This window comes from Shinella granuli, assembly GCF_004341885.1.
GTDB lineage: Bacteria > Pseudomonadota > Alphaproteobacteria > Rhizobiales > Rhizobiaceae > Shinella > Shinella granuli.
In genome coordinates, this window is sequence record NZ_SLVX01000005.1 from 253,466 (window position 1) to 275,269 (window position 21,804).

20 protein-coding genes are annotated in these 21,804 nt (G+C 67.3%); 3 read left to right on the forward strand and 17 right to left on the reverse strand.

The window, feature by feature from the left end; translation table 11 throughout:
* Window positions 1-32: 32 nt before the first annotated feature.
* From EV665_RS11195 to EV665_RS11230, 8 genes are all read right to left on the reverse strand, one after another.
* Entirely contained in the window at window positions 33-1,106 is a 1,074-nt protein-coding gene (locus EV665_RS11195) for a 2,3-butanediol dehydrogenase (protein ID WP_133034159.1), read from the reverse strand.
* 162 nt (window positions 1,107-1,268) lie between these two features.
* Entirely contained in the window at window positions 1,269-3,140 is a 1,872-nt protein-coding gene (locus EV665_RS11200; protein WP_133034160.1) for a sigma-54-dependent Fis family transcriptional regulator, read from the reverse strand.
* Window positions 3,141-3,228: 88 nt separating this feature from the next.
* A complete protein-coding gene (locus tag EV665_RS11205) occupies window positions 3,229-4,191 on the reverse strand; it encodes an ABC transporter ATP-binding protein (RefSeq protein WP_133034161.1) in 963 nt (320 codons plus the stop codon).
* Window positions 4,188-5,099, reverse strand: coding sequence for an ABC transporter ATP-binding protein (locus tag EV665_RS11210; protein WP_133034162.1), 912 nt, complete (start codon window positions 5,097-5,099; stop codon window positions 4,188-4,190). Before EV665_RS11210 ends, EV665_RS11205 begins: the two co-directional genes overlap by 4 nt.
* Window positions 5,096-5,917, reverse strand: a complete 822-nt coding sequence (locus tag EV665_RS11215; protein WP_133034163.1) for an ABC transporter permease — start codon at window positions 5,915-5,917, stop codon at window positions 5,096-5,098. The genes EV665_RS11210 and EV665_RS11215 overlap by 4 nt, the downstream gene beginning before the upstream one ends.
* 5 nt (window positions 5,918-5,922) lie before the next feature.
* Window positions 5,923-6,858, reverse strand: a complete 936-nt coding sequence (locus EV665_RS11220) for an ABC transporter permease (RefSeq protein WP_064332860.1) — start codon at window positions 6,856-6,858, stop codon at window positions 5,923-5,925.
* Window positions 6,859-6,942: 84 nt separating this feature from the next.
* Window positions 6,943-8,535, reverse strand: a complete 1,593-nt coding sequence (locus EV665_RS11225; RefSeq protein ID WP_133034164.1) for an ABC transporter substrate-binding protein — start codon at window positions 8,533-8,535, stop codon at window positions 6,943-6,945.
* 56 nt (window positions 8,536-8,591) lie between these two features.
* Complete coding sequence (locus EV665_RS11230) at window positions 8,592-10,217, reverse strand: amidohydrolase (RefSeq protein ID WP_133034165.1); 1,626 nt, start codon at window positions 10,215-10,217, stop codon at window positions 8,592-8,594.
* Window positions 10,218-10,400: 183 nt separating this feature from the next.
* Here EV665_RS11230 and EV665_RS11235 point away from each other — a divergent pair, with 183 nt between their 5' ends.
* Window positions 10,401-11,372: a LysR family transcriptional regulator gene (locus tag EV665_RS11235; protein ID WP_133034166.1), complete on the forward strand. Its 972-nt coding sequence runs from the start codon at window positions 10,401-10,403 to the stop codon at window positions 11,370-11,372.
* Here the strand turns inward: EV665_RS11235 and EV665_RS11240 are convergent.
* From EV665_RS11240 to EV665_RS11270, 7 genes are all read right to left on the reverse strand, one after another.
* Window positions 11,344-12,144, reverse strand: coding sequence for a M55 family metallopeptidase (locus tag EV665_RS11240; RefSeq protein WP_133034167.1), 801 nt, complete (start codon window positions 12,142-12,144; stop codon window positions 11,344-11,346). The genes EV665_RS11235 and EV665_RS11240 overlap by 29 nt on opposite strands.
* On the reverse strand, window positions 12,141-13,178 hold the full coding sequence (locus EV665_RS11245) for a DmpA family aminopeptidase (RefSeq protein ID WP_133034168.1): 1,038 nt from the start codon (window positions 13,176-13,178) through the stop codon (window positions 12,141-12,143). The genes EV665_RS11240 and EV665_RS11245 overlap by 4 nt, the downstream gene beginning before the upstream one ends.
* Before the next feature lie 135 nt (window positions 13,179-13,313).
* A complete protein-coding gene (locus tag EV665_RS11250) occupies window positions 13,314-14,165 on the reverse strand; it encodes a D-amino-acid transaminase (protein ID WP_133034169.1) in 852 nt (283 codons plus the stop codon).
* 123 nt (window positions 14,166-14,288) lie between these two features.
* Window positions 14,289-15,854 carry a D-aminopeptidase gene (locus EV665_RS11255; protein ID WP_133034170.1) on the reverse strand — a complete coding sequence of 522 codons (1,566 nt, stop codon included), beginning with the start codon at window positions 15,852-15,854 and terminating at the stop codon, window positions 14,289-14,291.
* A gap of 134 nt (window positions 15,855-15,988) precedes the next feature.
* Window positions 15,989-16,498, reverse strand: coding sequence for a c-type cytochrome (locus EV665_RS11260; protein WP_245507690.1), 510 nt, complete (start codon window positions 16,496-16,498; stop codon window positions 15,989-15,991).
* 115 nt (window positions 16,499-16,613) lie between these two features.
* Entirely contained in the window at window positions 16,614-18,086 is a 1,473-nt protein-coding gene (locus tag EV665_RS11265; protein ID WP_133034171.1) for a multicopper oxidase family protein, read from the reverse strand.
* Window positions 18,087-18,155: 69 nt separating this feature from the next.
* Complete coding sequence (locus EV665_RS11270; protein WP_133034172.1) at window positions 18,156-18,542, reverse strand: hypothetical protein; 387 nt, start codon at window positions 18,540-18,542, stop codon at window positions 18,156-18,158.
* 203 nt (window positions 18,543-18,745) lie between these two features.
* Between EV665_RS11270 and EV665_RS11275 the strand changes: the two genes are divergently transcribed.
* Both EV665_RS11275 and EV665_RS11280 read left to right on the forward strand, forming a co-directional pair.
* Window positions 18,746-19,120 carry a CidA/LrgA family protein gene (locus tag EV665_RS11275; protein WP_162853034.1) on the forward strand — a complete coding sequence of 125 codons (375 nt, stop codon included), beginning with the start codon at window positions 18,746-18,748 and terminating at the stop codon, window positions 19,118-19,120.
* Window positions 19,113-19,811, forward strand: a complete 699-nt coding sequence (locus EV665_RS11280) for an LrgB family protein (protein ID WP_210234622.1) — start codon at window positions 19,113-19,115, stop codon at window positions 19,809-19,811. The genes EV665_RS11275 and EV665_RS11280 overlap by 8 nt, the downstream gene beginning before the upstream one ends.
* A gap of 4 nt (window positions 19,812-19,815) precedes the next feature.
* Here EV665_RS11280 and greA read toward each other — a convergent pair whose 3' ends face one another.
* The gene (gene greA / locus EV665_RS11285) at window positions 19,816-20,298 is read right to left on the reverse strand and encodes a transcription elongation factor GreA (RefSeq protein ID WP_133034175.1); all 483 of its coding nucleotides are present in this window, start codon (window positions 20,296-20,298) and stop codon (window positions 19,816-19,818) included.
* Window positions 20,299-20,518: 220 nt separating this feature from the next.
* A complete protein-coding gene (locus EV665_RS11290) occupies window positions 20,519-21,784 on the reverse strand; it encodes a GGDEF domain-containing protein (RefSeq protein WP_133034176.1) in 1,266 nt (421 codons plus the stop codon).
* Window positions 21,785-21,804 lie beyond the last annotated feature (20 nt).

The window sequence follows — 21,804 nt, forward strand, 5'->3', positions numbered from 1 at the left end:
GGCTCCTCAACCGACCCGCAAGACGGACCGGCCTAACGGGAAAGGTCGATCAGGATTTTCAGGTGCTTGCCGGCCGGGTCGAGCAACTGGTCGAACCCTTCCGAAACGGCCTCGCCGAGCGAGACATATTTCGTGACGATGCGGCTTGCCGGGATCTGGCCGCTGGCGACCAGCCGGGCGACGCGCGGCCAGTAGTGTGTCGGATAGGCCCAGGAGCCGCGGATATCGATGTCCTTGAAGGTGACGTCGAACCAGTTCAGCGGGTTCTCGCCGGGGTGAAGCCCGGTCTGCACGACGACGCCCTGCTTGCGCACCGCATCGGCGCAGTTCTTCAGCGCATGCTCGTTGCCGACGCATTCGATGGCGACATCGCAGCCGACGCCGCCCTCCGTCTCGGCGCGGATGACGTCGCCCACCTTTTCCGTCTTCGGATTGATGGTGCGCACCGTGCCCAGCGCCTCGCGCGCCAGCGCCAGCCGCGTATCGTTGAGATCGGAGAGGAAGAGCTGCGAGGCGCCCGCGGCGCGCGCCGCCATGGCGACGAGGATGCCGATCGGCCCGGCGCCGGTGACGAGCACGCTGTTGCCGGCCGTCACGCCGCCGCGATCGCAGGCATAGACGGCGACCGCCGTCGGTTCGATGAGCGCGGCCTCCTCATCGCTCAGGGCGTCCGGAATGGGCTGGACATTGTAGTCGTTGAGAAGGGCGGCCTCGGCCATGCCGCCGGAATGCCAGGACAAGCCGGCAAGCGCGAGGTTGCCGCTGAGATGAAAGAGGCCGCGATCGGCATAGTAGTCGCCCTGGCGGGGCATGATGAGCGGCTGGATCGACACCCGGTCTCCGGGCTTCACATGCGCGACGCCCGCGCCGACCGCCTTGACGACGCCGCCGAATTCATGGCCGAGGATCTGCGGCCCGTGCGCGCCGGTGAAGGGATGCGGCTCCTTCGGCACGAAGATCGGGCCATAGGCATATTCATGCAGGTCCGTGCCGCAGATGCCGCAGAAGCGGTTCTCGACCAGCACCTCGCCCGGGCCGGGCGACGGCGGGGCATCGACCCCCTCGATGCGCAGATCCTTGGCGGCGTGAAAGCGCAGAGCTTTCATTGTGTTTCCTCCTGTTGTTCTTGCACAGGAAGGTCAGCAAGCGCCGTGCCAGAATGGCAGGGCGCCTGATTTCAATGCCTTTTCAAATGATTGCGAGGAAGGGGATTTCGCCGCCGGGCGAAATGCAACAGGTGGCGTGCAACAGGTGTTGCAGGCGCCGCGTCAGTTGAGGCGCTTCAGGCGGCGGTGGATGGTGGAGCGGTTGACGCCGAGTTTGCGGGCAAGCGCAGAGACATTGTTGCCGCAATCGCTGAGCGCCTGGCGCAGTTCGCCGTCATCGTCGGGCGGGGCGGCCACAGGCCCGGCGAAGAGATGGTCCGGCAGGCAGTCGACATCGATGACGCCGCCCTCGGAGAGCGCCGCGGCGACGCGCAGCGCATTGGAAAGCTCGCGCAGATTGCCCGGCCAGGCATGGGCGAGCAGGGCGGCCTGCGCCGCCTTGTCGATGCGGTAGGTCTCGCCGTTCTCCTTTTCGATGCGGGCGAGAAGCTGGTCGATCAGCCAGCCGAGGTCCTCCCGCTCGCGCAGGGCCGGCAGGCTGAGCGTCGCCGCGTTCAGGCGATAATAGAGGTCCTGCCGGAAGCGGCCCTCCTTCACCAGGTCGGCAAGGTCGCGGTGCGAGGCAGAGAGCACGCGCAGGCGCACCGGGCGCGCCTTCAGCGCGCCGACCGGCTGCACCTCGTTTTCCGAAAGCACGCGCAGCAGCCGGCTTTGCAGCGTAAGCGGCATGTCGCCGATCTCGTCGAGGAAGAGCGTTCCGCCATTCGCCTCCTCGATCAGGCCGCGCTTGCCCTTCTGGCTGGCGCCGGTGAAGGCACCGGGCGTGTAACCGAACAGTTCGGATTCGATGAGGTGTTCGGGGATCGCCGCGCAATTGACGGCGACGAAATTGCCGCTGCCGCCGCAGCTATCATGGATCGCGCGGGCGAGGAATTCCTTGCCGCTGCCGGTCTCGCCCTGGATGAGGATCGGGATGTCGCGCGCCGCAAGCTTCGCTGCCCGCGCCTGCACCCGCTCCATCGCCGCGTCACCCCGGCTGAGGTCGCGCAACGCCCGCGGCAGGCGCGGCGCCGGCATGTTCGGCGTGCGCAGGCTGACGGCGGGCGCGATGGCGCTGGCAAAGAGCACGAGGCCGTTTTTCGCGCGCAGCAGGCGTTCACCATTCGGCCGGCCGCGCATGAAACGCGGCAGGTCGTCCACATCCATGTCGAAGACCTCGGATATCCGCAGGCCAAGGAAATCGCGCGTCGCCAGGCCACGCATGTTCATCGAGCGGGCGAGCGCGCCGAAACCGCCATGGGTCATGCCGGTGATGCGGCCGGACCCGTCGAGCGCGATGGCGGCGTCCGGATCGACGTCCAGGAACTCCGGCGAACGGGCAAGGCGCAGCACCCAGTCGTTGCGGGTGCGGGTCATGAGGTTGGCAAGCTCGATGCGCCGCGCGGTGGAGGCGACGAGGTGCAGCGCCAGCTGCTGGCTGGCCTTGGCGGTCGGCGAGCGGAGCTGGGAAATGTCGAGCACCGCGGTGAGGTCGCCCAGCGTGTCGAAGACCGGCGCGGCCGTGCAGGTCAGCCCGATATGGCTGGCGTCGAAATGATCGTCCTGGTGGATGATGACCGGCTCGCCGGAGACGATGCAGGCACCGACGGCGCAGGTGCCCGCGCGGTTTTCCGACCATTCCGAGCCGAGATAGAGCCCCGCCTTGCGCAGTTGGTTGTCGAAGGTCGGATCGCCCATGAAATCGACGGTGACGCCGCGCGCATCGGACAGCAGCAGCACATAGTTCTGCCCGGCGACCTGGTTGAACAGGCCTTCGAGGCCGGAGCGGCCGATGCGGATCAGTTCCTCTGCCTGCTCGCGATGCTCGCGCAGCTTCAGTTCGGGAACGATATAGGCTTCCTGCGCGATGGTCGGGTCGAGCTTGTAGTCGTTGAGGCAGCGCAGCCAGGATTTGACGACGGGCGCATCGCGCGGGCTGACGGCGCCCATGCCGACGCGTTCGATCTCCCGTATGTGCGACAGCGTCGACACCATAAGGCATCCTCCTGCCCGCATGGTCGCACAGGAGCCGCCGCGGGACAATCGCCCATAGGTCGGATGCGAAACGCCCTTGCGGGCGGCATCAAGCCGTCGATGCAAGCCGCACGCGATGGCCGGGGGCGATCTCGACCAGCGCGGAGGGCACCGGCGGCTTGAAGACATCCGGCGCCGCGCTGCCATCGGACACGAAGCGGCGCCCATCGGGCAGGGTCGCATCCGGCGCGAAAGCGGCCGCGACCGGGTTCAGCGCCGCATCCGGATCGGGAATGGCAGCGATCAGCCGGCGGGTATAGGGATGGGTCGGCGTCTCGAAGATCTGCCGCCAGCCGCCCTCCTCCACCACCTCGCCGAAGAACATCACCAGCACCCGGTCGCTCATGTGTTCGACGACGCTGAGGTCGTGACTGATCATGATGTAGGAGAGGCCAAGCTTTTCCTGCAGGTCGAGCAGCAGGTTGATGATCTGGGCGCGGATCGAGACGTCGAGGGCGGAGACCGGCTCGTCCAGCACGACGATCTCCGGCTCCAGGATCAGCGCGCGGGCGATGCCGATGCGCTGGCGCTGGCCGCCGGAGAACTCGTGCGGATAGCGGCGCGCCTGCTCGGGCGTCAGGCCGACATTCTTCAGCATGGCCTCGATCCGGCCCTCGATTTCCGACGCGGCGGTGATGCCGTGCAGCTTCAGCGGCGCGGCGAGCGAGGTGCGCACGCACTGGCGCGGGTTCAGCGAGGCATAGGGGTCCTGAAAGACCATCTGCACCGCCTTGGCGCGCTGCATGCGCCCCGGCGCGCCTGGCCCGGCGAGCGGCTGGCCGCGATAACGGATCGTGCCTTCCGTCGGCTCCTGGAGGCCGAGGATGGAGAGCGCCGTCGTGGACTTGCCGCAGCCCGATTCGCCGACGATCGACAGGCACTCGCCCTTGGCGAGGTCGAAGCTGATACCGTTGACGGCGTGCAGCATGCGCCGCCCCGTGCCGAACAGGCCGCCGCCGGAAATCGGGAAGCGGACGTGGAGGTCGTCCACCTGCAACAGGGGCGCTGTCATGGCTGGCCCCCTTCCGGCCCGCGCGGCGCGATGAAGCGGGTTTCCGTCAGCGTCGAGCGGTCGGCGATGATGCTGTCGATATCGACGAGGCGCTGGCGACCGTGCGCGCTGCGGCTGCCGAGACGCGGCAGGGCGCCGAGCAGACCGCGCGTATAGGCGTGGCGGGGATTTTCGAAGAGCGCCCGCGTCTCGTTCTCTTCCACGAGGCAGCCGGCATACATGACGCCGACGCGCTGGCAGATGCTGGCGATGACACCGAGATCGTGGCTGATGAAGAGCACGGCCGTGCCGCGCGCGGCGCAAAGCTCCTTGATCAGCCGCAGCACCTCGGCCTGCACGGTGACGTCGAGCGCCGTGGTCGGCTCGTCGGCGATGAGGAGATCCGGGTTGCAGGCGAGCGCCATGGCGATCATCACGCGCTGACGCAGGCCGCCGGACATCTGGTGCGGATAGTTTTTCGCACGCCGGTCGGGATTGGGCACGCGCACATTGCCCAGCGCCTCGACGGCCAGTCTTTCCGCCTCGCCCCAGCTCCTGCCCTGATGCAGCACGAACATTTCGGCGATCTGCCGGCCGACCGTCGAGAGCGGGTTCAGCGCCGTCATCGGCTCCTGGAAGATCATGGCGATGCGGTTGCCGCGCAGGCGCCGCATCTCGCGCTTCGGCCGGGACAGCAGGTTCTGGCCCTTGAACAGGATCTCGCCACTGGTGACGGCAAGCGGTTTCTTCAGAAGCCCCATGACGGCGAGCGAGGTTATCGACTTGCCGGAACCGGATTCGCCGACGAGCCCATAGGCCTCTCCCGGCATGATCTGGAAGGTGACGTCCTTCAGAAGCGGATGGTGGACGGAGCGGCCGAGCGCGACGCCGAGGCGAAGGTTCCGGATGTCGAGAAGCGGCGCGGTCATGGCTTGCGCGTCCTCATATGCGGGTCGAGGCTGTCGCGCAGGCCATCCCCCAGAAGGTTGAAGCCGAGCACGGAGAGGAAGATGGCAAGGCCCGGGAAGATCGCCACCCAGGGCGCGAGCTGGATGAGCTGGCGCGCATCCGTCAGCATCGAGCCCCAGCTCGGGAACGGCGGCTGGATGCCGAGGCCGAGGAAGGAGAGCGCGGCCTCGGAGAGGACGGCCGAGCCCATGCCGAGCGTCGCCATGACGAGGATCGGTCCCATCATGTTGGGCAGGATCTGCGTGAACATGATGCGCAGGTCCCCGTAGCCGAGCGTCTGCGCCGCCTGCACATAGCCCTGCGATTTCAAGGAGAGCGTCGAGGAGCGGGCGATGCGGCAGGTCCAGCTCCAGTTGGTGAGGCCGAGCGCGACGAGGAGCGACGGCAGGCCGGGGCCGAGCACGGCCATGACGGCGAGCGCGAAGATCAGCGAGGGGATGGCGAGCATGACGTTGGTGAGGCCGTTGACGAGATCGTCCCACCAGCCGCCCCAATAGCCGGCGGTCATGCCGAGCGTGACGCCGATCACTGAATTGATGACCTGCGAGACGATGCCGACCGTCAGCGAGATCTGCGCGCCGTAGAGGATGCGGGTATAGACGTCACGCCCCTGCCCGTCCGTGCCGAACCAGAAGGTGGCGTCGGGCGGAAGTTCGGAACTCATCAGGTCCGCGTCGAGCACCGGGTCGAAGGGCGCGATCCACGGCGCCAGCACGCCGGCGAGGATGACCAGCGCCGTCAGGCTGGCGCCGAGCCAGAAGTTGAAGCCGAAGCGCATTCCCGTCACTCCTGCTTGATGCGCGGATCGATCGCGGCATAGATCAGATCGACGGCCGTGTTGATGACGAGGAACCACAGCACGATGACGAGGATCGTACCCTGCACCACGGGAATGTCGCGGATGGCGACGCTGTCGACCAGCAGCGAGCCGATGCCGGGCCAGGCGAACAGCTTCTCGATGACGACGGCCTGGCCGATCAGCGAGCCGAATTGCAGGCCGACCGTGGTGACGATCAGCACCAGCGCGTTGCGCGCCACATGCCAGCGCACCACCTTCGCCTCGCTCATGCCCTTGGAATGGGCGGTGCGAATGAAATCGGCATTGAGCACGTCGAGCACGCCCGCCCGCGTGGTGCGTGCGAGAAGCGCCAGCGGCGTGACGCCGAGCGTGACGGCGGGCAGGATGAGATTGCGGAACGAGCCGTCGCCGTAGCCGAAGCTGGGCAGCCAGTTCAGTTGCAGGGCGAAGAGATACATCATCAACAGGCCCAGCCAGAACTGCGGCATGGACAGGCCCGAGACCGCACCGATCATCGTCACCGTATCGAGCACCGAGCCGGGCCGTAGCGCCGCGAGGAAGCCGAGCGGCACGCCGACGACGAGGGCGAAGACCATGGCGGCGATGGCGAGTTGCAGCGAGGCCCCCATGCGGTCGTTGATGAGGTCGATCACCGGCTGGCGGGTGCGGAAACTGGTGCCGAGATCGAACTGCGCGAGGTCCGTGACATAGGCCACGAAGCGTTCTAGCAGCGGCTTGTTGAGGCCGAACTCCTCGTTGAGGCGGGCGATCATCTGCGGATCGGCGGCGCGCTTGCCATCGGCAAAGAGGCTGGCGGCGAAGGTGCCGGGCACGACGGAGAAGATGACGAAGATCAGCAGCGCCACCACGACGACCGTCGGAATGATCTGGAAGATGCGGCGCAGGGTGAAACGAAGCATGAGCGGTTCCGTGTTGGCCGCCCGGACGGGCGCGACAATCGATGCGGGGGCGGCTTTGACGCCGCCCCCGAACCCCTCAAGGCTTTACTTGCGCGAGTCCGGCGCGGTCTCGTCGATCCAGATCTCGTCATAGGGCTGGACCGCCAGTTCCGTCGCGTTCGGAACGAGGCCGTGGATCCACGGCTGGTAGGCCATGACCGCCTTGTTGTAGTTGAAGAACCAGACGGGCGCGTCGTCCTGCACGATGTTGTTGGCCTGGCGCAGGAGGTCGTTCTGCTTGGCGGGGTTACGCTCCTGCTGGGCCGTGTCGTAGAGCTTGTCGAATTCTGGGCTCGCATAGCTCGTATAGTTGCAGGCCGATTGCGCCGTCTTGGAATGGTAGCAGCGCAGCGCGTTCAGCGGGTCGGGGCCGGAAAGGTTCGACCAGATGAAGGCCTGGAAGTTGTTGGTCGTTACCGCCTCGCCGAGCGCCGAGCTTTCCACCGGCTTCGGCTTCACGGTAATGCCGACCTTCTGCAGCATCGGCAGGATGGCCTCGACGATCGGCACGCCCCAGCTTTCGTTCGGGCTCGCCGTCACCTCGAATTCGAAGCCGTCGGCATAGCCGGCTTCCGCCAGCAGGGCCTTGGCCTTTTCCGGATCGAAGGCATAGGCCGGCTTGTCCTTGTCGAAGGCCGGCGAGGAGATCGGCAGCCAGCCGGAGGCCGGATAGGCCTTGTTCTTGACGAGGCGTTCGATGATCAGCGGCGCGTTGATGGCATGGTTGATCGCCTGGCGCACCCGCTTGTCCTTGAAGGGCTCGAAAGCCGGGTTGAAGCCGATATTGCGGGTATAGACCTCGGCGACTTCCAGCAGGTGATCCTTCAGCGCGTCCTCGCCCTGATAGGCCTGGTACTGTGTCGGGCCGAGGATGGAGACGTCGATCTCCTTGTTGCGGAAGGCGACGTCGCGCGCGGCGTCCTCGGCCATCAGCACGATGTTGATGCGGTCGAGATAGGGCTTGCCCTCCTCGTAATACTTGTCGAACTTCTCGACGACGACCTGCGAGCCCGGCACATGCTCCTTGAAGGTGAAGGCGCCGAGGCCGACGGGGGACTTGCCGAAGCTCGATTCATCCTCGACATTCGACGGATAGATGACCGTCGTGTTCTGCATCAGCGGGAAGCCGGGATTGATCGGGCCGGTATAGGTGATCTCCAGCGTGTTGTCGTCGATCTTCCTGAGGCCGGAAATCTCCTCGGCCTTGCCGGCTATATAGTCGTCCGCGCCCTTGATGTTGGCGATGAAGCTTGCGCCCGGGAAAGCGTTCTTCGGATTGGCGATGCGCTTGTAGCTGTAGATGAAGTCATCCGCCGTCAGCGGCTTGCCGTTGTGGAAGACGGCGTTCTTGCGCAGGCGATAGGTATGGACCGTGCCGTCCTCGGAAACATCCTCGGAATCCGCCAGTTCCAGCACCGGCTTGTTCTGGATCGAGTCCCAGCTATAGAGCGCGCGATGGATCGCCTGGGTGATGAACTCTTCCTGCGTGTTGGGGCTCGCCTGCACGTCGAGCGTGGCGAAGCTCGATCCGTAGGGGGCGGTGAAGACGAGCGTTCCGCCCTGGCGTTCACCCGCGGCGAGCGCCCCGGAAGCCACGCCGAGGCTGAGCATTGCGGCCAGTGTCAGTGTCTTGATCATGTCGTTCTCCCTCTCGTGCCGTTTTCGGCATCGTTTCAGTTCAGTCCGGCAGGCGTTTACCGCGCATCATGCACGACACGGCCTGCAAGCAGGGTCAGCAGGCAGCGCGTGCCTGAGAGAATGGTTTGCGGCTCCGCCGTAAGAAGATCGTTGTCGAAGACCGCGATATCGGCCCATTGGCCGGGCACGAGCCGCCCCTTCACGCCCTCGGCCTTCTGGGAATAGGCGCCGTATTCCGTATAGGCCTGCAGCGCCTCTTCCGGGCTCAGCCGTTCGGACGCATCCATCACCGTGCCCTTGCCGGTCTGGCGCGTGATCATCGCGTAGAGATTCGGGAAGGGATCGGGCGAGCAGACCGGCGAGTCCGAACCGGTCGAGGGGTTGAGGCCCATGCGCATCCAGGTGCCGATCGGGTAGGACGGCTTGCCGCGTGCCTCCCCGAGCACGGAAATATAGCTGTCGCCGAAATCGTGGATGAAGGCCATCTGCGGCGCGGGCAGGATGCCGGCGGCCTGCATGCGCGCATGCTGTCCGGGCGTGGAAAAGCCGCAATGCTCGATGCGGTGGCGGCGGTCGGGATCCGGGTTGGCGGCGAGCGCCTTCTCGTAAGCCGTGATGAGCTGTTCGATCGCCCCGTCGCCGATGGCATGGCAGACCATCTGGTAGCCACGGTCATGGCAATCCTTGACGACCGCCTCGACCGTCTCGTCCGGCAGCATCTGCACGCCGATATTGTCGGGTTCGCCCTCATAGGGCTTCGTCATCCAGGCGGTGCGCCCGCCGGCCGAACCGTCGAGGAAGACCTTCACGCCGCCGACGCGCAGCATGTCGTCGCCGGCACCCGACAGCAGCCCTGCCCGCCAAGCGTCCTCGACGATGGACACGCCGGGATCGCCGAGCAGCGTCAGCCAGACGCGCACCGGCAGGCGGCCGGACAGTTTTGCCATCTCATAGGCCTGGATCTCGGAGAACCCGGCGACATGGCCGACCGCCGCATCCATGCAGCTCGTAATACCGAAGGAAAGCAGATGCCGCCCGGCCCGCTCGATGCCGTCGATCAGCTCCTCGGTGGTCGCCGGCGGCATGACGGCCTTGACGAGGTTCTGGGCGTTCTCCGCGAGAAAACCGTTGAGCTTCCCGTCGGTGACGCCGATCACGCCGCCATCGGGCACCGGCGTCGCCTCGCTGATGCCGGCAAGTTCCAGCGCGCGGGAATTGGCGATGGAGACATGGCCGCAGGCGCGCGTCAGCAGGACGGGGTGGTCGGGCGCAGCGCGGTCGAGATCGTCCCGCGTCGGATGCCGGCCGGTGTCGAGCTTGACCTGGTCGTAGCCGCGGGCGCGCACCCAGCCGCCCTTCGGCGTCGTAGCCGCGCGCTCGGCAATGCCCTTCATCAGGGCAGCCAGCGTCGGCGCGGCTGCGGGCGTCGCATCGACGAAGCCCATGGCGATACCGGTCGCGATGAGATGCAGGTGGTTGTCGATGAGGCCTGGCGTCGCAAAACGCCCCGCAAGATCGATCACCTCGGTCGCCGGCCCCTTCAGGCTCAGCATGTCGGCCGTGCTGCCGGTTGCCAGAACCTTGCCCTGCCAGACGGCCAGGGCCTCGCTGATGCCCTCCTCCCGGCCCCGCCAGATGCGGCCATTGGTCAGGATAAGATCGGCTTCAATTCCGAATGCCATGCACGGCTCCCCCTGTCGGCACCGGCCAACCGGCGCCCTTTTTCTCCACCCGCAACGTGAAAGGTTGCGGCGGGCTTGGCCAATTCGGTTTTGGCACGATCCTATGCGAAATCGGCATACCCATTTCGATTGAATGACTTATGATCGCCTTCGCCGCGCAGAAGGCACCGGAGGGACGCGCAAATGGAGATCAAGTGGCTGGAGGATTTCGTGACGCTGGCCGACACGTCCAGCTTTTCGCGCGCCGCCGAATTGCGCAATGTCACCCAGCCGGCTTTCAGCCGCCGGATCAAGCAGCTGGAAGGCTGGCTCGGCGCCACGCTGATCAGCCGCGCCACCATGCCGGCCGAATTGACGCCCGCAGGGCGCAATTTCCTGCCCGTCGCGCAGGAGGCGATCCGCACCTTCTATGCGGCGCGGGAAGCACTGCGCCCCGCGCATGAGCCGGGCCTCATCCGCTTTGCCGCCCTGCACACGCTGACGGTCACCTTCTTCCCGCGCTGGCTAAAGACACTGGAAGGCGCGGGCGGCGCCTTCAGCACCTCGCTCATTCCCGACCGCGGCGGCATCGAGGCCAATCTCGACGCCCTTGTCGGCGACGAGGCGGATTTCTTCCTCACCTATGCCCATCCGGAAGTGCCGTTTCATCTCGACCGCGGCCAATTCGCCTCGCTGACGGTCGGGCGCGACCGGCTGATGCCGCTGGTATCGGCGGAGATCGCGGTTTCGGGCCAGTTGCAGCCCGGGCGCAATCTTCTCGACCGCGCCGTCGCGCAGCCGCGGCTTGCCATTCCCTATCTCAGCTACGGCTTCAATTCGTTCTTCGGCGTCGCGCTGTCGCGCCTCCTCCTGCGCCGCCCGCCCTTTCGCCGGCGCACGACCCATGAAAACACCATCAGCGCCGGGCTGATGAACATGGCGGTGACGGGCGCGGGCGTCTGCTGGCTGCCGGAGAGCCTTGCGCGCGAAGAGATGGAGGCGGGGCGCCTCGTGCCGGCCTCCGTGGACGAGGGCTGGAACCTCAACCTCGAAGTCCGCCTCTACCGCCATGCGGCGAGCCGGACCGGCAAGGTCGAGGATTTCTGGCGCACGGCGCGGCAGCTTCTCGAACGCGCACCGCCTGGTATCAGACTTTCAGGAAGAGCAGCGCCCTGAGGATCTCGGAGAAATCCCTGTGCTCGAAGGCGACGGCGCGGGGACCATGCGCCTTCGCACCGGGATACCATGCAGCCCGGTAGGCCTCGGTCGGCGTGCTGAACTCGATCACCACCTCGTAGCGATCCGCCTTTGCGGGCAGCGCCTGCGCGAAGTCGCCCGACAGCGCCGCCGCCACGCCTTCGCGGATGAGACGGCGGGACCAGGCGGGCGAGATGGATGTCGAGGCGCGGCCCCTGCCATCCAGCGTTTCCACCGTCGCAAGGCCGGGCACCATGGCCCGCGCCTCCGCGCAGATGCCCACGTCCCCGGCGAGGAAGACCGACGGCACGCCATAGCCGGCCGCGCAGAGCGCGTTGAAGGTGAACTCGGACGCCACCTCGCCATTCAGCAGGAGCCGCGAGATGCGCAGGTTGGAGGTGTGCGCGAGCGGATTGCCCTCCGTGCCGGCCTTGGAATGGTAGCCCGTATAGATCGCGGCGGCAAAGCCGGCATCGATGCCGAACATCATCTCGTCCGGATGGCCGGACCAGCCGCGCACGATGCGGGCATAATCGGGCAGACGGTCGAGGATGAGATTGCGGCCGCTGTCATGGGCATCCTTGATCACCACTTCCGTGGCGCCGGCGGCGCGCGCGCCCTCGCAGGCGGCGACCACCTCGCCCGTCATCAGCGCGCGGAACTCGGCCCAGTCCGGGTGGGTGCGCTCGGCCTCGTTCCAATGGGCGATGCCGGCCGTGCCTTCGATGTCGGCGGAGATGAAGACTTTCATGGGATGGGGCTCTCCTTCAGCCAGTCCGTGAGGGCGGGATAGATGCGGCCGCTGCGCGCCGGCGTGGCGGGGGCCGCGCAGAGCCCGTTCAGCACCGCCTCCTGTGTGGTCTCGGCGGCCGCGCGGAAGGCGATGTCGATATAGCTGTCGGACAGCCGCTGCTGCGTGGCGACGGGCGCAGGCGGATCGTGCTCGACCGGATCGGCCGTTGTGAAACAAAGGACGACGTCGCCGCTGCCATGGCCCCAGAAGGCGCCGAGCCGGGCAAGCCCCGCACCGCCGCGCCGGGCGACGCGCTGCAATTGCCGGTCGCCCAGCGGCAGGTCCGTCGCCATGACGACGATGACCGAACCGCGCTCAGGGCTTGCCGGCACCCGCGGGTCGGGCCGGCGGCCGTCCGGCAGGACGAGATCGCCCGCCGCGCCGAAATTGGCGAGCACCAGCGTGCCGAGCGTGAAGTCGCGCTTGCCGATGCGCATCAGCCGCGAGGCGGTGCCGATGCCGGCCTTGAAGCCGAAGGCGGTCATGCCGGATCCGGCACCGACCGCGCCCTGCTCGACCGGTCCCGGATGCGCGGCATCGAGGGCCGCCTCGGCATCCGCGGGCGTCACGCCGAGCGCCTGGATATCGTTGATGCTGCCGTCGTTGCACTCGAAGACCAGCGCATTGACCGTCGAGGTCTTCCGCCCGATCGCCGGATTGGCGGCGATGGCGCGGCGGATCAGGGCCTCGGTGCAGGCGGCGACGCCGAACGTGTTGGTGAGGAGGATGGGCGTCTCGATCGTGCCGAGCTCGGCCACCTGCATCAGCCCGGCCGACTTGCCGAAGCCGTTGACGACTTCGACCGCCGCCCGCGGCTTGACGCGGAAGAGATCGCCGGGATGCGGCACGATGGCCGTCACGCCGGTGAAGAGGCCTTCGCCGCGCAGCGAGCGATGGCCGACGGCAACCCCGGCAACATCGGTAATGGCATTGCCCGGCCCCGGCTCCAGCCGCCCCTCAGGGATCAGGCCCAGTTCACGCGCCGTCTTCATGTCCGCCCCTTCCGGCATTCCAATCCTTGAAAAGATGACCTTTTCCGAGCGAGCCGCCTCGCCGGAAATGCTCTGGATTCTTGCTTTTACCGCATTATCCGACACCGAAGCGACTTCGCTTCGGCTGGAAATGCTCTAGACCGAAACGCCGGCCGCTTCCAGATAGAGCGCCTGCAGCGCCCGCGTCCGAGGCCCGGGTTTTCCATCGCCGATCACCCGGTCGCCGATGCGCACGACGGGCGTGACCAGGCTGGAGGCGGAGGTCTGGAAGGCCTCTGCTGCGCCCTGCGCCTCCTCGGGCGTGAAGGCGCGCTCCTCGATGTGCAGGCCATCGGCGGCGCAGAGCCGCGCAAGGGCGCGCTGGGTACAGCCCGGCAGCGTGGCCTGCGAGGCGGCGCGGGTGAGGATGCGGCCGTCAGCGGTGATGAGGTGTGCGGTCGAGGAGGCCCCCTCCGTCACCAGCCCGCCCTCCACCAGCCAGACATCGTCGAAACCGCGGGCACGCGCCGCCTGCTTGGCCATCACCTGGCCAAGCAGCATGGCGGTCTTGATGTCGCGCCGCTGCCAGCGCGGATCGGAGGCAAGGTCGACCGCAATGCCGTTCTGCTGCGCCTTGGTGCCGGTGAGGGACTTGGCCTGCGTGAAGCCGACGAGCCGCGGCGCCAGCGTGGCGGGATAGAAGAAGTCGCGGTCCGCCTCGCCGCGCGAGACCTGCAGATAGACGGTGCCGTCCTGCAGGGCGTTGCGGGCGATCAGTTCCGTCTGGACGGCCACGATTTCCGGCCGGTCGAGCGCCAGGGGGATGTCCAGCTCCTTCAGCGAACGTTCGAGCCGGGCGAGATGCAGGTCGTTGTCGATCATCCGCCCGGCGATCACCGCCGTCACCTCGTAGACGGCATCGCCGAACAGGAAGCCGCGATCGAACAACCCGATCCTGGCTTCCTCCTCCGGCACGAATTGACCGTGGACGTAGACGATCCTGCCCATCTGTTCCCCTTGCTGCGCCTGTGGCTCCTCGCGCCGAACATTGGTGCGACTTGCCGCGGCTGACCAATTCAATTTGGGCAGAATCCTATGCAAAAAACGCCTGAGGCTTTGTTTTGCAATGATTTAGGTGTTGTCATCGCACCGGGCATAGCGGATCCCACGGGCCAGCCAGCAGCCGAGCGTCAGGTCGGTGATATGTCCGGCCGCATCGCGCTCGGCCACCAGCGTCCAGTCCCCCGGCGCCGGCGCGTCCATCGAGCGGCGCGTCACGACGATCCAGATGTCGGGCCCGGCCGGCTGGACGATCTCGGGCCGGCCCGTGCCGAGGAAACCCTCGGCCCAGAGATAGGTCCCGCCGTCGCGGCATTCGATGACGATATCCGCCTCCAGCTCGGCGGAGCGGTAGCGGCCCGCAAGGCGCTTATCGCCGGCCGCCGGCACCGGAGCGACCGGCGCCAGCCTCTCGGCGTAATTTTCCTGCGCGCGCTGCATCAGGAGGTCCTCGCCCGCGCGGGCAACCGTGACGGACGAGGAGGCAAGGCCGCCGTCCGCCGTCTGCGAAAGGCTCTCCGGCGACGTGCCGAAGCGCAGGGTCGCCGCGTCGAGGCCGGGCTCCAGCCGGGCGAGAAGACCGGTCTCGCGGCTCATCCACTGCCCGCCCCAGCGCTCGCCGAGCGGCTGCGGGGCGGGGTGCGGCAGGCCGAGCGCGGTGCGCAGCAGCCGGTGTGCCGCGCCATGCGCATCGCCGTGATGGTTGAACATCACCACGACCGAGAGCCGCGCTTCGGCCGAATAGGCCCGGTAGGCCCGGAAGCCGCGCAGGGCGCCGCTATGGCCAGTGAAGGCGACATCGCCGACGCGCGAATGCTGCAGGCCGAAACCATAGGCCGCGGCCGTACCGTCGCGGAAGGTCTGCGGCACCGCGATCTTCCGGTAGAGACTGTCCGGATCCCCGCGCGTGGCATCGATCCAGCGTTCATAGGCGATCATGTCGTCGAGCGAGGCGGAGATGCCGGCATCGCCCCGCCAGTAGATGCCGTTGTCCGCCGGAAGGTAGCCGGTGGCGTCGTTGCCCTCGTAGCCGACCACACCGTCTTCCGGCTGGCGGGTATCGGCGGTCAGCACCGCGCCGGCCATGCCGGCCGGCTCCCAGATGTGCCGCGCATAGAGCGCCTCCAGCGTTTCGGCGGAGAACGCCTCCAGAAGATCGGAGACGAGGCGGAAATTGCCGTTGCTGTAGGAATAGCGCGTGCCGGGCGCAAAGTGCCCGTTGCGCATGCGCATGAACACCGATGCCGCGTCGTCGCGCGAAAAGGCCTGCTCGGCCCTGGCGCCGTGCAGCACGGTCAGCGCCCAGTAGTCGCGCAGGCCCGACTGGTTGTTGCAGAGATCGCGCACGCGCGGCAGCGGGCCTTCGAAATTCGGCAGATGCGCGGCAAGCCGGCCATCGAGTGCTTCCGGCGCACCACAGGCGGCGAGCATGGCCGCGCAGGTGAACTGCTTGGAGACCGAGCAGATCGGCAGCCGCGTCCCCGCCGTCATGGCCCGACGCGTGTCGAGATCGGAGAAACCCCAGGCACGAAGGGCGACGACCTGCCCTTCGCTGACCACGCCGGCGACGCCGCCCGGCCCCGGAAACCGCAAGGCAAGCGCATCCATCTCCGCTTCGAGCCGCTTGTCGTCGATCATGCCCTGCCTGCCTTCCATCCTTGCCCCGCCCGGCGCTTGTCCTGCGGGGATTGCTGCGAATCTCACCGGCGGCCATTGTTGCCATCCGCGGCGGCTTCGCAACTCGGCAATCTTGCCGGCAGGGCATGCGCCGGTCAGTCGATGCCGTTGGCCCGCTGCATCTCGCGCACATAGGCGATGACGTTCCGGAGGTCGGCCCGCGTCATCGCCGGCTGGGCCGGCATGTCGCCGAACGTCCAGTGATGCGCCCGCACGCCGTTGACGACGGCCATCTCGAACGCGTGGTCGCCGTGGTGCGAGGGCTCGTAGATCTCGTGCACCAGCGGTGGCCCGGCCTCGGTTCCCGCGGCATTGGCGCCGTGGCAGGCGGCACAGACGGCGTTGAACGCCTTCTCCCCCATCTTCGCCGCCTCCGAGAGAGTGGCGGGAAGGGTGACCGTGACCATCACGCCTTTGCCGGCCGCTGCTTCGGTCGCCGGCGCCTCCCCGCCCCGGTGCGTCCAGGTGGCGGCGGCGGCAATACCCACTGCAACGATGGCGATGACGGCAATCTTCCCCTTGTTCATCCCGCCGGCCGAAGCCCGCTTTTCCGGTGCGCCGGGCGCATTTTTCGAATGTCCGCGCTGTTGATCGTTTCGTGTCATGGTTCCTGTCCTGATAGGAAGCCGGTCGCGGCGGTCGCCGCCCGGCAAAGAGCTGTTTTCTGACGGGCAGGCCGAGCGGCCACCGTGGCGGCCGCGCCCGCAATGCACGCCGCCTTCACGCCTCGACCCGGAACTCGGTCATCATGCCGGTCGCAAGGTGCGGCATGTGGTGGCAATGCAGCATCCAGCGCGCGGTCTCCCCCGCATCCAGCGCCACCGTGACCATCGACATCGGCGGCACGTAGACCGTGTCGCGCCGCGCGCCGGCAAAGCGGCGGGCATTGATCCCGACCACCTGGAAGGCATGGCCGTGCAGGTGCATCGGATGGCCCATCATCGACATGTTGTGGAAGGCGAGTTCCACCCGCTCGCCGCTTTTTGCGGCGATGGGGCGATGCTGGCCCCAGACCGCCCCGTCGATGGTCCAGGCATAGGGCCGCATCGCACCGCCCAGCATGATCATGTGGCGGCGCTCGACCGGCCTTTCGGGCAGGGCGTCGATGCCGACAAGGCTCGCCTCCTGCGCAAGGTCGGTATCGAAGGCCGGCGCCACCCTTTCGGCGAGGGCGTCGATGATGCCGATCGTCGCGCCGGGCGTGGCAAGGACGATGCCGGTCCGCTCGCGCGCGCCCTCGCGAAGGGCGAGCACCGGCCATGCACTGCCCTCGTTCGGCAGGTCGATCTCGATGTCGAGGCGCTGCCCCATGGCGACCCCGAAACGGGAACCCGCAAGCGGGCGCACCGGGTGACCGTCCACCGCGACGAGCTGCCCTTCCACCGTGCCGGTGTCGATCCAGAAGACCGTTGCGGCGGCGGCATTGATGACACGCAGCCGAACCCGCCCACCGCGCTCGACCGATACGACCTCGGGATCGGAAAGCGTGCGGTCGTTGGCGAGATAGGCATCCCAGTCGTAGTCGTTGAGGTCCATGGCCATGCCGCCCATGGTGCCCATGTCCATCGGCATCGCCATCGATCCCGCGGTTCCGGCACCGCCATGCATGCCGCCGTGGCCCATGCCCTGCATCGCGCCGGAGGCCGCGGTGCCGTGTCCGCCGGTGATCTCCGCCAGCACCTCTTCCGGCGCCTTGAAGGAGAAATCGTGCAGGAAGAGCACCACCTCCTGCCGGTCGGCGGCGACGTCCTCCGGCCGGCGCACGATCAGCGGGGCGGCAAGCAACTGCATTTCCTGGATGGGAACGTGGCTGTGCATCCAGTGCGTGCCGGCAAGCGGGGCGAAATCGAAGCTGCGCGTCTCGCCGGGCGCAAGCAGCGGCTGCGGCATGTCGGGCACGCCGTCCTGCGCGTTCGGCGGGATCTGGCCGTGCCAGTGCACGATGGTCGGGACGGGCAGGTCGTTGTCGAGGTCGACCCGGAAGCGCTGGCCGGGATCGAGGACAAGGCCTTGCCCGCCGGGACCGGCAAGGCCGAAGACGGTGGCGGCGCGGCCGTCGATATCGAGCGTGCGGCGCGTGGCGGCAAGCCGCAGCGGCGCGGCCGCCTGGCCGAAGGCACGGATGGGGAACTGGGTTGCAGCGAGCGTCGCTGCGCCGGCGGCCAGGAAACCGCGTCGGGAAAAGCATGTCATGGCATCACCTCGGGACGGACGTCCCGCTCAAAAACCTGGGAAATACGGCAGGCGCGGCCTGCCGCGGCTTCAGAGGCGGTGCGCTATGGGAGGTCGGTCGTTAAGGGCCGGCGGTGTCGAGACAAGGGCCGCGTCGGGATGGCGGCGATAGGTTTCACGCGGCATGGCAAGGCCTGCCGACATCCGCCCGGCCGGCAGGAACACGCCGACGCCCATGCAGACGAGATCGCACAGGCCGGGATCCATCTTGCAGGTCCTGTCGTCGGCACAGGACGCCTTTGTCATGGCGCCATGGTCCATCGGCTGCATGCGGCTGGCCAGTTCCGTCGAGACGATCATGCCGGTCTCGTGCGCCGAGGCCGTGAAGGACACGACCGCGAACAGACACGCCGAAACGATGAGCACCAGATACCGCAGCATGACGCGAAAATAGGTGCCCGGCCCGGCTTTGTCCATCGGCGAGGCCGCGGGCAAAGTGCCGCGCCGCATCCGATCCGTCGACAGGCACTGCGGCGGCCCGGCCACGGCGATGGATTTAAGGGCAAAAGGCCTTTAATTCTCGCAGGCGACGGCCCGCGGCCGTGCTTTCCGACGACCGGACCTTGCCGCTCGTCCGGATCGAGAACGAACCTATGAGGCCAGGGGCAGGGAGTGCGCAGATGCTCGTCGGAATTACGATCTTGCTTGTTTTCCAGTTGATCGGCGAAGTGACCGCCTATTTTCTCGGCGGCTTCGTGCCGGGGCCGGTCATCGGCATGGCGATGATCGCCGTGGTCCTCACGCTGACCGGCGGCAAGCCGGTGCTCGAACCCGCCCACCGGCAGACGCTCGACACCTCCAGGACGATCCTCGCCAATCTCGGCATCCTCTTCGTGCCGGCCGGGGTCGGCATCATCCAGCACCTCGACCTCATCCGCGACCGCGGCCTGGCGCTGCTCGCCATCGTGCTGCTCTCGACCGTCATCACGCTCGCCGTTACCGTCTGGATCTTCATCCTGGTGAAGCGGCTTTCCGGAGGCTATGCGAATGACTGACGGGCTCTGGGTCTATCTCGCCACCTCGCCCCTGCTCTGGCTCGCCGCCACGCTGGTCGTCTGGCTGGCCGCCACCGGCCTTGCCGGGCTCAGCCCGGGAAACCCTTTGCTCAACCCGATCCTCTTCTCCATCGCCGCGATCGCGACGGTGCTCTGCGTCACCGGGATCGACTACGCCGCCTATTTCGAGGGCGCCCAGTTCATCCACTTCCTGCTGGGCCCGGCGACCGTGGCGCTCGGCATCCCGCTCTACGAGAAACTGTCGCTGGTGAAGAGCAACCTCCTGCCGCTGCTTGCCGCCCTCTTCGTCGGCAGCCTCACGGCGGTCGGCTCGACGGTGTTCTTCAGCCGGCTGTTCGGCTTCACGCCCGAGGTCGTCGCCTCGCTCGCCCCGAAATCCACGACTGCGGCGGTCGCCATGGCCATTTCGTCGGGCCTTGCGGGGGACCCGGCCCTCACCGCGGCCGTCGTCGTCCTCACCGGCATCTGCGGCGCGATCGTCGTGACGCCGATGATGAACGCCATGCGCATCAAGGACTACAGCGCCCGCGGCTTTGCCGTCGGCCTCGCCTCGCACGGCATCGGCACGGCGCGCGCCTATTCCGTGGATCCGGTCGCAGGCCTGTTTTCGGGGATCGCGATGGGGTTGAACGCGGTGCTCACGTCGCTCATCGTCCATCTCTTCCTGTGATCGCTCACGCGATGGCGATGATTTCGAGTTCCTGCGCGCCGACGGTCACGAGGTCACCGACGGCCTTGCCCATGAGGATACGGGCCACCGGCGCCACATAGGAGATCGAGCCGGCCTTGGGGTCGGCCTCGTCCTCGCCGACGATGCGATAGGTCTGCACCCGTCCGTCGTCGCGGCTGAAGGTAACCGTGCTGCCGAAGGAAACGACATCGTTGGAGGTCGGGGCGGCAACAAGCTCGGCGGTGCGGACCCGCTCGGCGAGATAGCGCAGGTCCCGCCCCGGACCGGCCGCCTGCCGCCGGCGCTCGTTGACGTCCTCGATGGCGTTCGCCGCCGCATAGGCCTCGCGGGCCTCCTGGAGTTGCGCCTCCAGCGCCTTCAGCCCGGCCTCCGTCACGAGATTGGGGTGCGGGGAAATCGCCCGTTCGGGCAGCAGGGTTTCCGCTGCCGTCTCGGCGCTTTCTTCCTTCATGAAGGCAACGCTCACACTCGAACTCCATCCTGGCGCGGTGGGCTCGCAAGCCCAGGCGCGCGTCAATTCCTGTTTGCGGGAAGAGGGCTTTCACCCCGGTCCTGCCGCGGGAGCGGTCATGCCTGCCGACCGCCCATGGCTCGGCGGCCTCGCGCACTGGAATCTACCCATCACCCGGGGACGGGTCAATTCCTCAAGGGGCAAGCCCTGCCCGGGGAGGCCATGCGCGAGAGGATCAGGGATGCGCCGAATGCGTCGTCGGATGCGCAATGGCGGATTCGGCGGCCGATATCGCCGGAGGCGACGGTATGAGCATGCGCGCCTTCGCCGCGCTGTCCACCCCCACAATCTCCACGCGGTTGCGGCCGTTCGACTTGGCACGGTAAAGTGCACTGTCAGCCCGGCGCAGGATGTCGTCGTAGCCTGCATCACCCGCGTGCAGGGAGGCGAGGCCGGCCGAGATGGTGATGCCGATCCTGCCGCCGTCGACGATGAAATCGCTTTGCTCCACCGCCGCGCGCATCCGTTCGGCAATGGCGAAGGCGTCCACCATGGCGAGATGGGGGAACAGCACGACGAACTCCTCGCCACCCGTGCGGGCGATCATGTCGGTCGGGCGGATTTCGCCGCGCAGCCGCTTGGCGACGTGGACGAGCGCCCGGTCGCCGGCATCGTGACCGTAGGTGTCGTTGATCGCCTTGAACTTGTCGATGTCGAAGACGGCGACGGCAAGGTCGCTGTTGTCGGCCCTTGCGGCAAGGAAGGCCGTGGCGCCGAGGCCGGCGAGGCTGCGCCGGTTGGGAAGGCCCGTCAGGTAGTCCGTCGCCGCCGCCCGTTCGAGGCCCCGCCGCAGCCGGTCGGAACACATCAGGAGGAACGCCGTCGTGCCCATGACGGGCAGCAGCGGCATCAGCATGGCGGACACGACATTCAGCCAGTTCCCGCCCGTCTCGACGGCGAAATCATCGGGGATGTCCGTGCCCAGATAGAGCACACCACGAACGGCCGAGTAGAGGGAAACGAAAAGGAACATGGCACCGAGGATCGTACGGGCCAGCGAGGCGTCACCGCGCCGCCTGTCCATGAGCACCCGCACGCACATCAGCATCAGCAAGGTCCACGCGATGGAAACGGCCACGATGCGAACGCGGAAATCCGGCGTGACGGACGAAAACCACAGCACGCAGAGCGTCGCGACCGTCGCGGGGAGGAAATGCCAGGCCCGGACCTCCAGCCGGTGGAACATGCAGATCGCGACATAATAGGCCGTCAGGCCGAAAGCGAAGCCCGCATTGGCGATGGACAGCATGATCGGACGGGGCAGCGGCTGGCCGAAGGCGAAGACGATGCATCCAAGAGCGATGAGCAGCGTTCCAAGGCACCATTGGCTGGCAGACCCGCGCAGCCTTGCCGGCAGGTCGCGATGGATGACGGCCAGGATTGCGCCATTGGCCAGCACCATCACCGATACCGTCGTGAATATGGTTTTCGCATCCATCATGAACGCGCTTCCTCCAATCC

What these genes read in the sequence shown, in the direction of transcription:
- EV665_RS11225 (WP_133034164.1), bottom strand. Translation starts at nt 8,535, where the DNA reads ATGATCAAGACACTGACACTGGCCGCAATGCTCAGCCTCGGCGTGGCT.
- EV665_RS11200 (WP_133034160.1), bottom strand. Translation starts at nt 3,140, where the DNA reads ATGGTGTCGACGCTGTCGCACATACGGGAGATCGAACGCGTCGGCATG.
- EV665_RS11235 (WP_133034166.1), top strand. Translation starts at nt 10,401, where the DNA reads ATGGAGATCAAGTGGCTGGAGGATTTCGTGACGCTGGCCGACACGTCC.
- EV665_RS11230 (WP_133034165.1), bottom strand. Translation starts at nt 10,217, where the DNA reads ATGGCATTCGGAATTGAAGCCGATCTTATCCTGACCAATGGCCGCATC.
- EV665_RS11275 (WP_162853034.1), top strand. Translation starts at nt 18,746, where the DNA reads ATGCTCGTCGGAATTACGATCTTGCTTGTTTTCCAGTTGATCGGCGAA.
- EV665_RS11260 (WP_245507690.1), bottom strand. Translation starts at nt 16,498, where the DNA reads ATGACACGAAACGATCAACAGCGCGGACATTCGAAAAATGCGCCCGGC.
- EV665_RS11215 (WP_133034163.1), bottom strand. Translation starts at nt 5,917, where the DNA reads ATGCGCTTCGGCTTCAACTTCTGGCTCGGCGCCAGCCTGACGGCGCTG.
- EV665_RS11245 (WP_133034168.1), bottom strand. Translation starts at nt 13,178, where the DNA reads ATGAAGACGGCGCGTGAACTGGGCCTGATCCCTGAGGGGCGGCTGGAG.
- EV665_RS11210 (WP_133034162.1), bottom strand. Translation starts at nt 5,099, where the DNA reads ATGACCGCGCCGCTTCTCGACATCCGGAACCTTCGCCTCGGCGTCGCG.
- EV665_RS11205 (WP_133034161.1), bottom strand. Translation starts at nt 4,191, where the DNA reads ATGACAGCGCCCCTGTTGCAGGTGGACGACCTCCACGTCCGCTTCCCG.
- EV665_RS11250 (WP_133034169.1), bottom strand. Translation starts at nt 14,165, where the DNA reads ATGGGCAGGATCGTCTACGTCCACGGTCAATTCGTGCCGGAGGAGGAA.
- EV665_RS11265 (WP_133034171.1), bottom strand. Translation starts at nt 18,086, where the DNA reads ATGACATGCTTTTCCCGACGCGGTTTCCTGGCCGCCGGCGCAGCGACG.
- EV665_RS11240 (WP_133034167.1), bottom strand. Translation starts at nt 12,144, where the DNA reads ATGAAAGTCTTCATCTCCGCCGACATCGAAGGCACGGCCGGCATCGCC.
- EV665_RS11255 (WP_133034170.1), bottom strand. Translation starts at nt 15,854, where the DNA reads ATGATCGACGACAAGCGGCTCGAAGCGGAGATGGATGCGCTTGCCTTG.
- EV665_RS11270 (WP_133034172.1), bottom strand. Translation starts at nt 18,542, where the DNA reads ATGGACAAAGCCGGGCCGGGCACCTATTTTCGCGTCATGCTGCGGTAT.
- EV665_RS11290 (WP_133034176.1), bottom strand. Translation starts at nt 21,784, where the DNA reads ATGATGGATGCGAAAACCATATTCACGACGGTATCGGTGATGGTGCTG.
- EV665_RS11220 (WP_064332860.1), bottom strand. Translation starts at nt 6,858, where the DNA reads ATGCTTCGTTTCACCCTGCGCCGCATCTTCCAGATCATTCCGACGGTC.
- EV665_RS11195 (WP_133034159.1), bottom strand. Translation starts at nt 1,106, where the DNA reads ATGAAAGCTCTGCGCTTTCACGCCGCCAAGGATCTGCGCATCGAGGGG.
- EV665_RS11280 (WP_210234622.1), top strand. Translation starts at nt 19,113, where the DNA reads ATGACTGACGGGCTCTGGGTCTATCTCGCCACCTCGCCCCTGCTCTGG.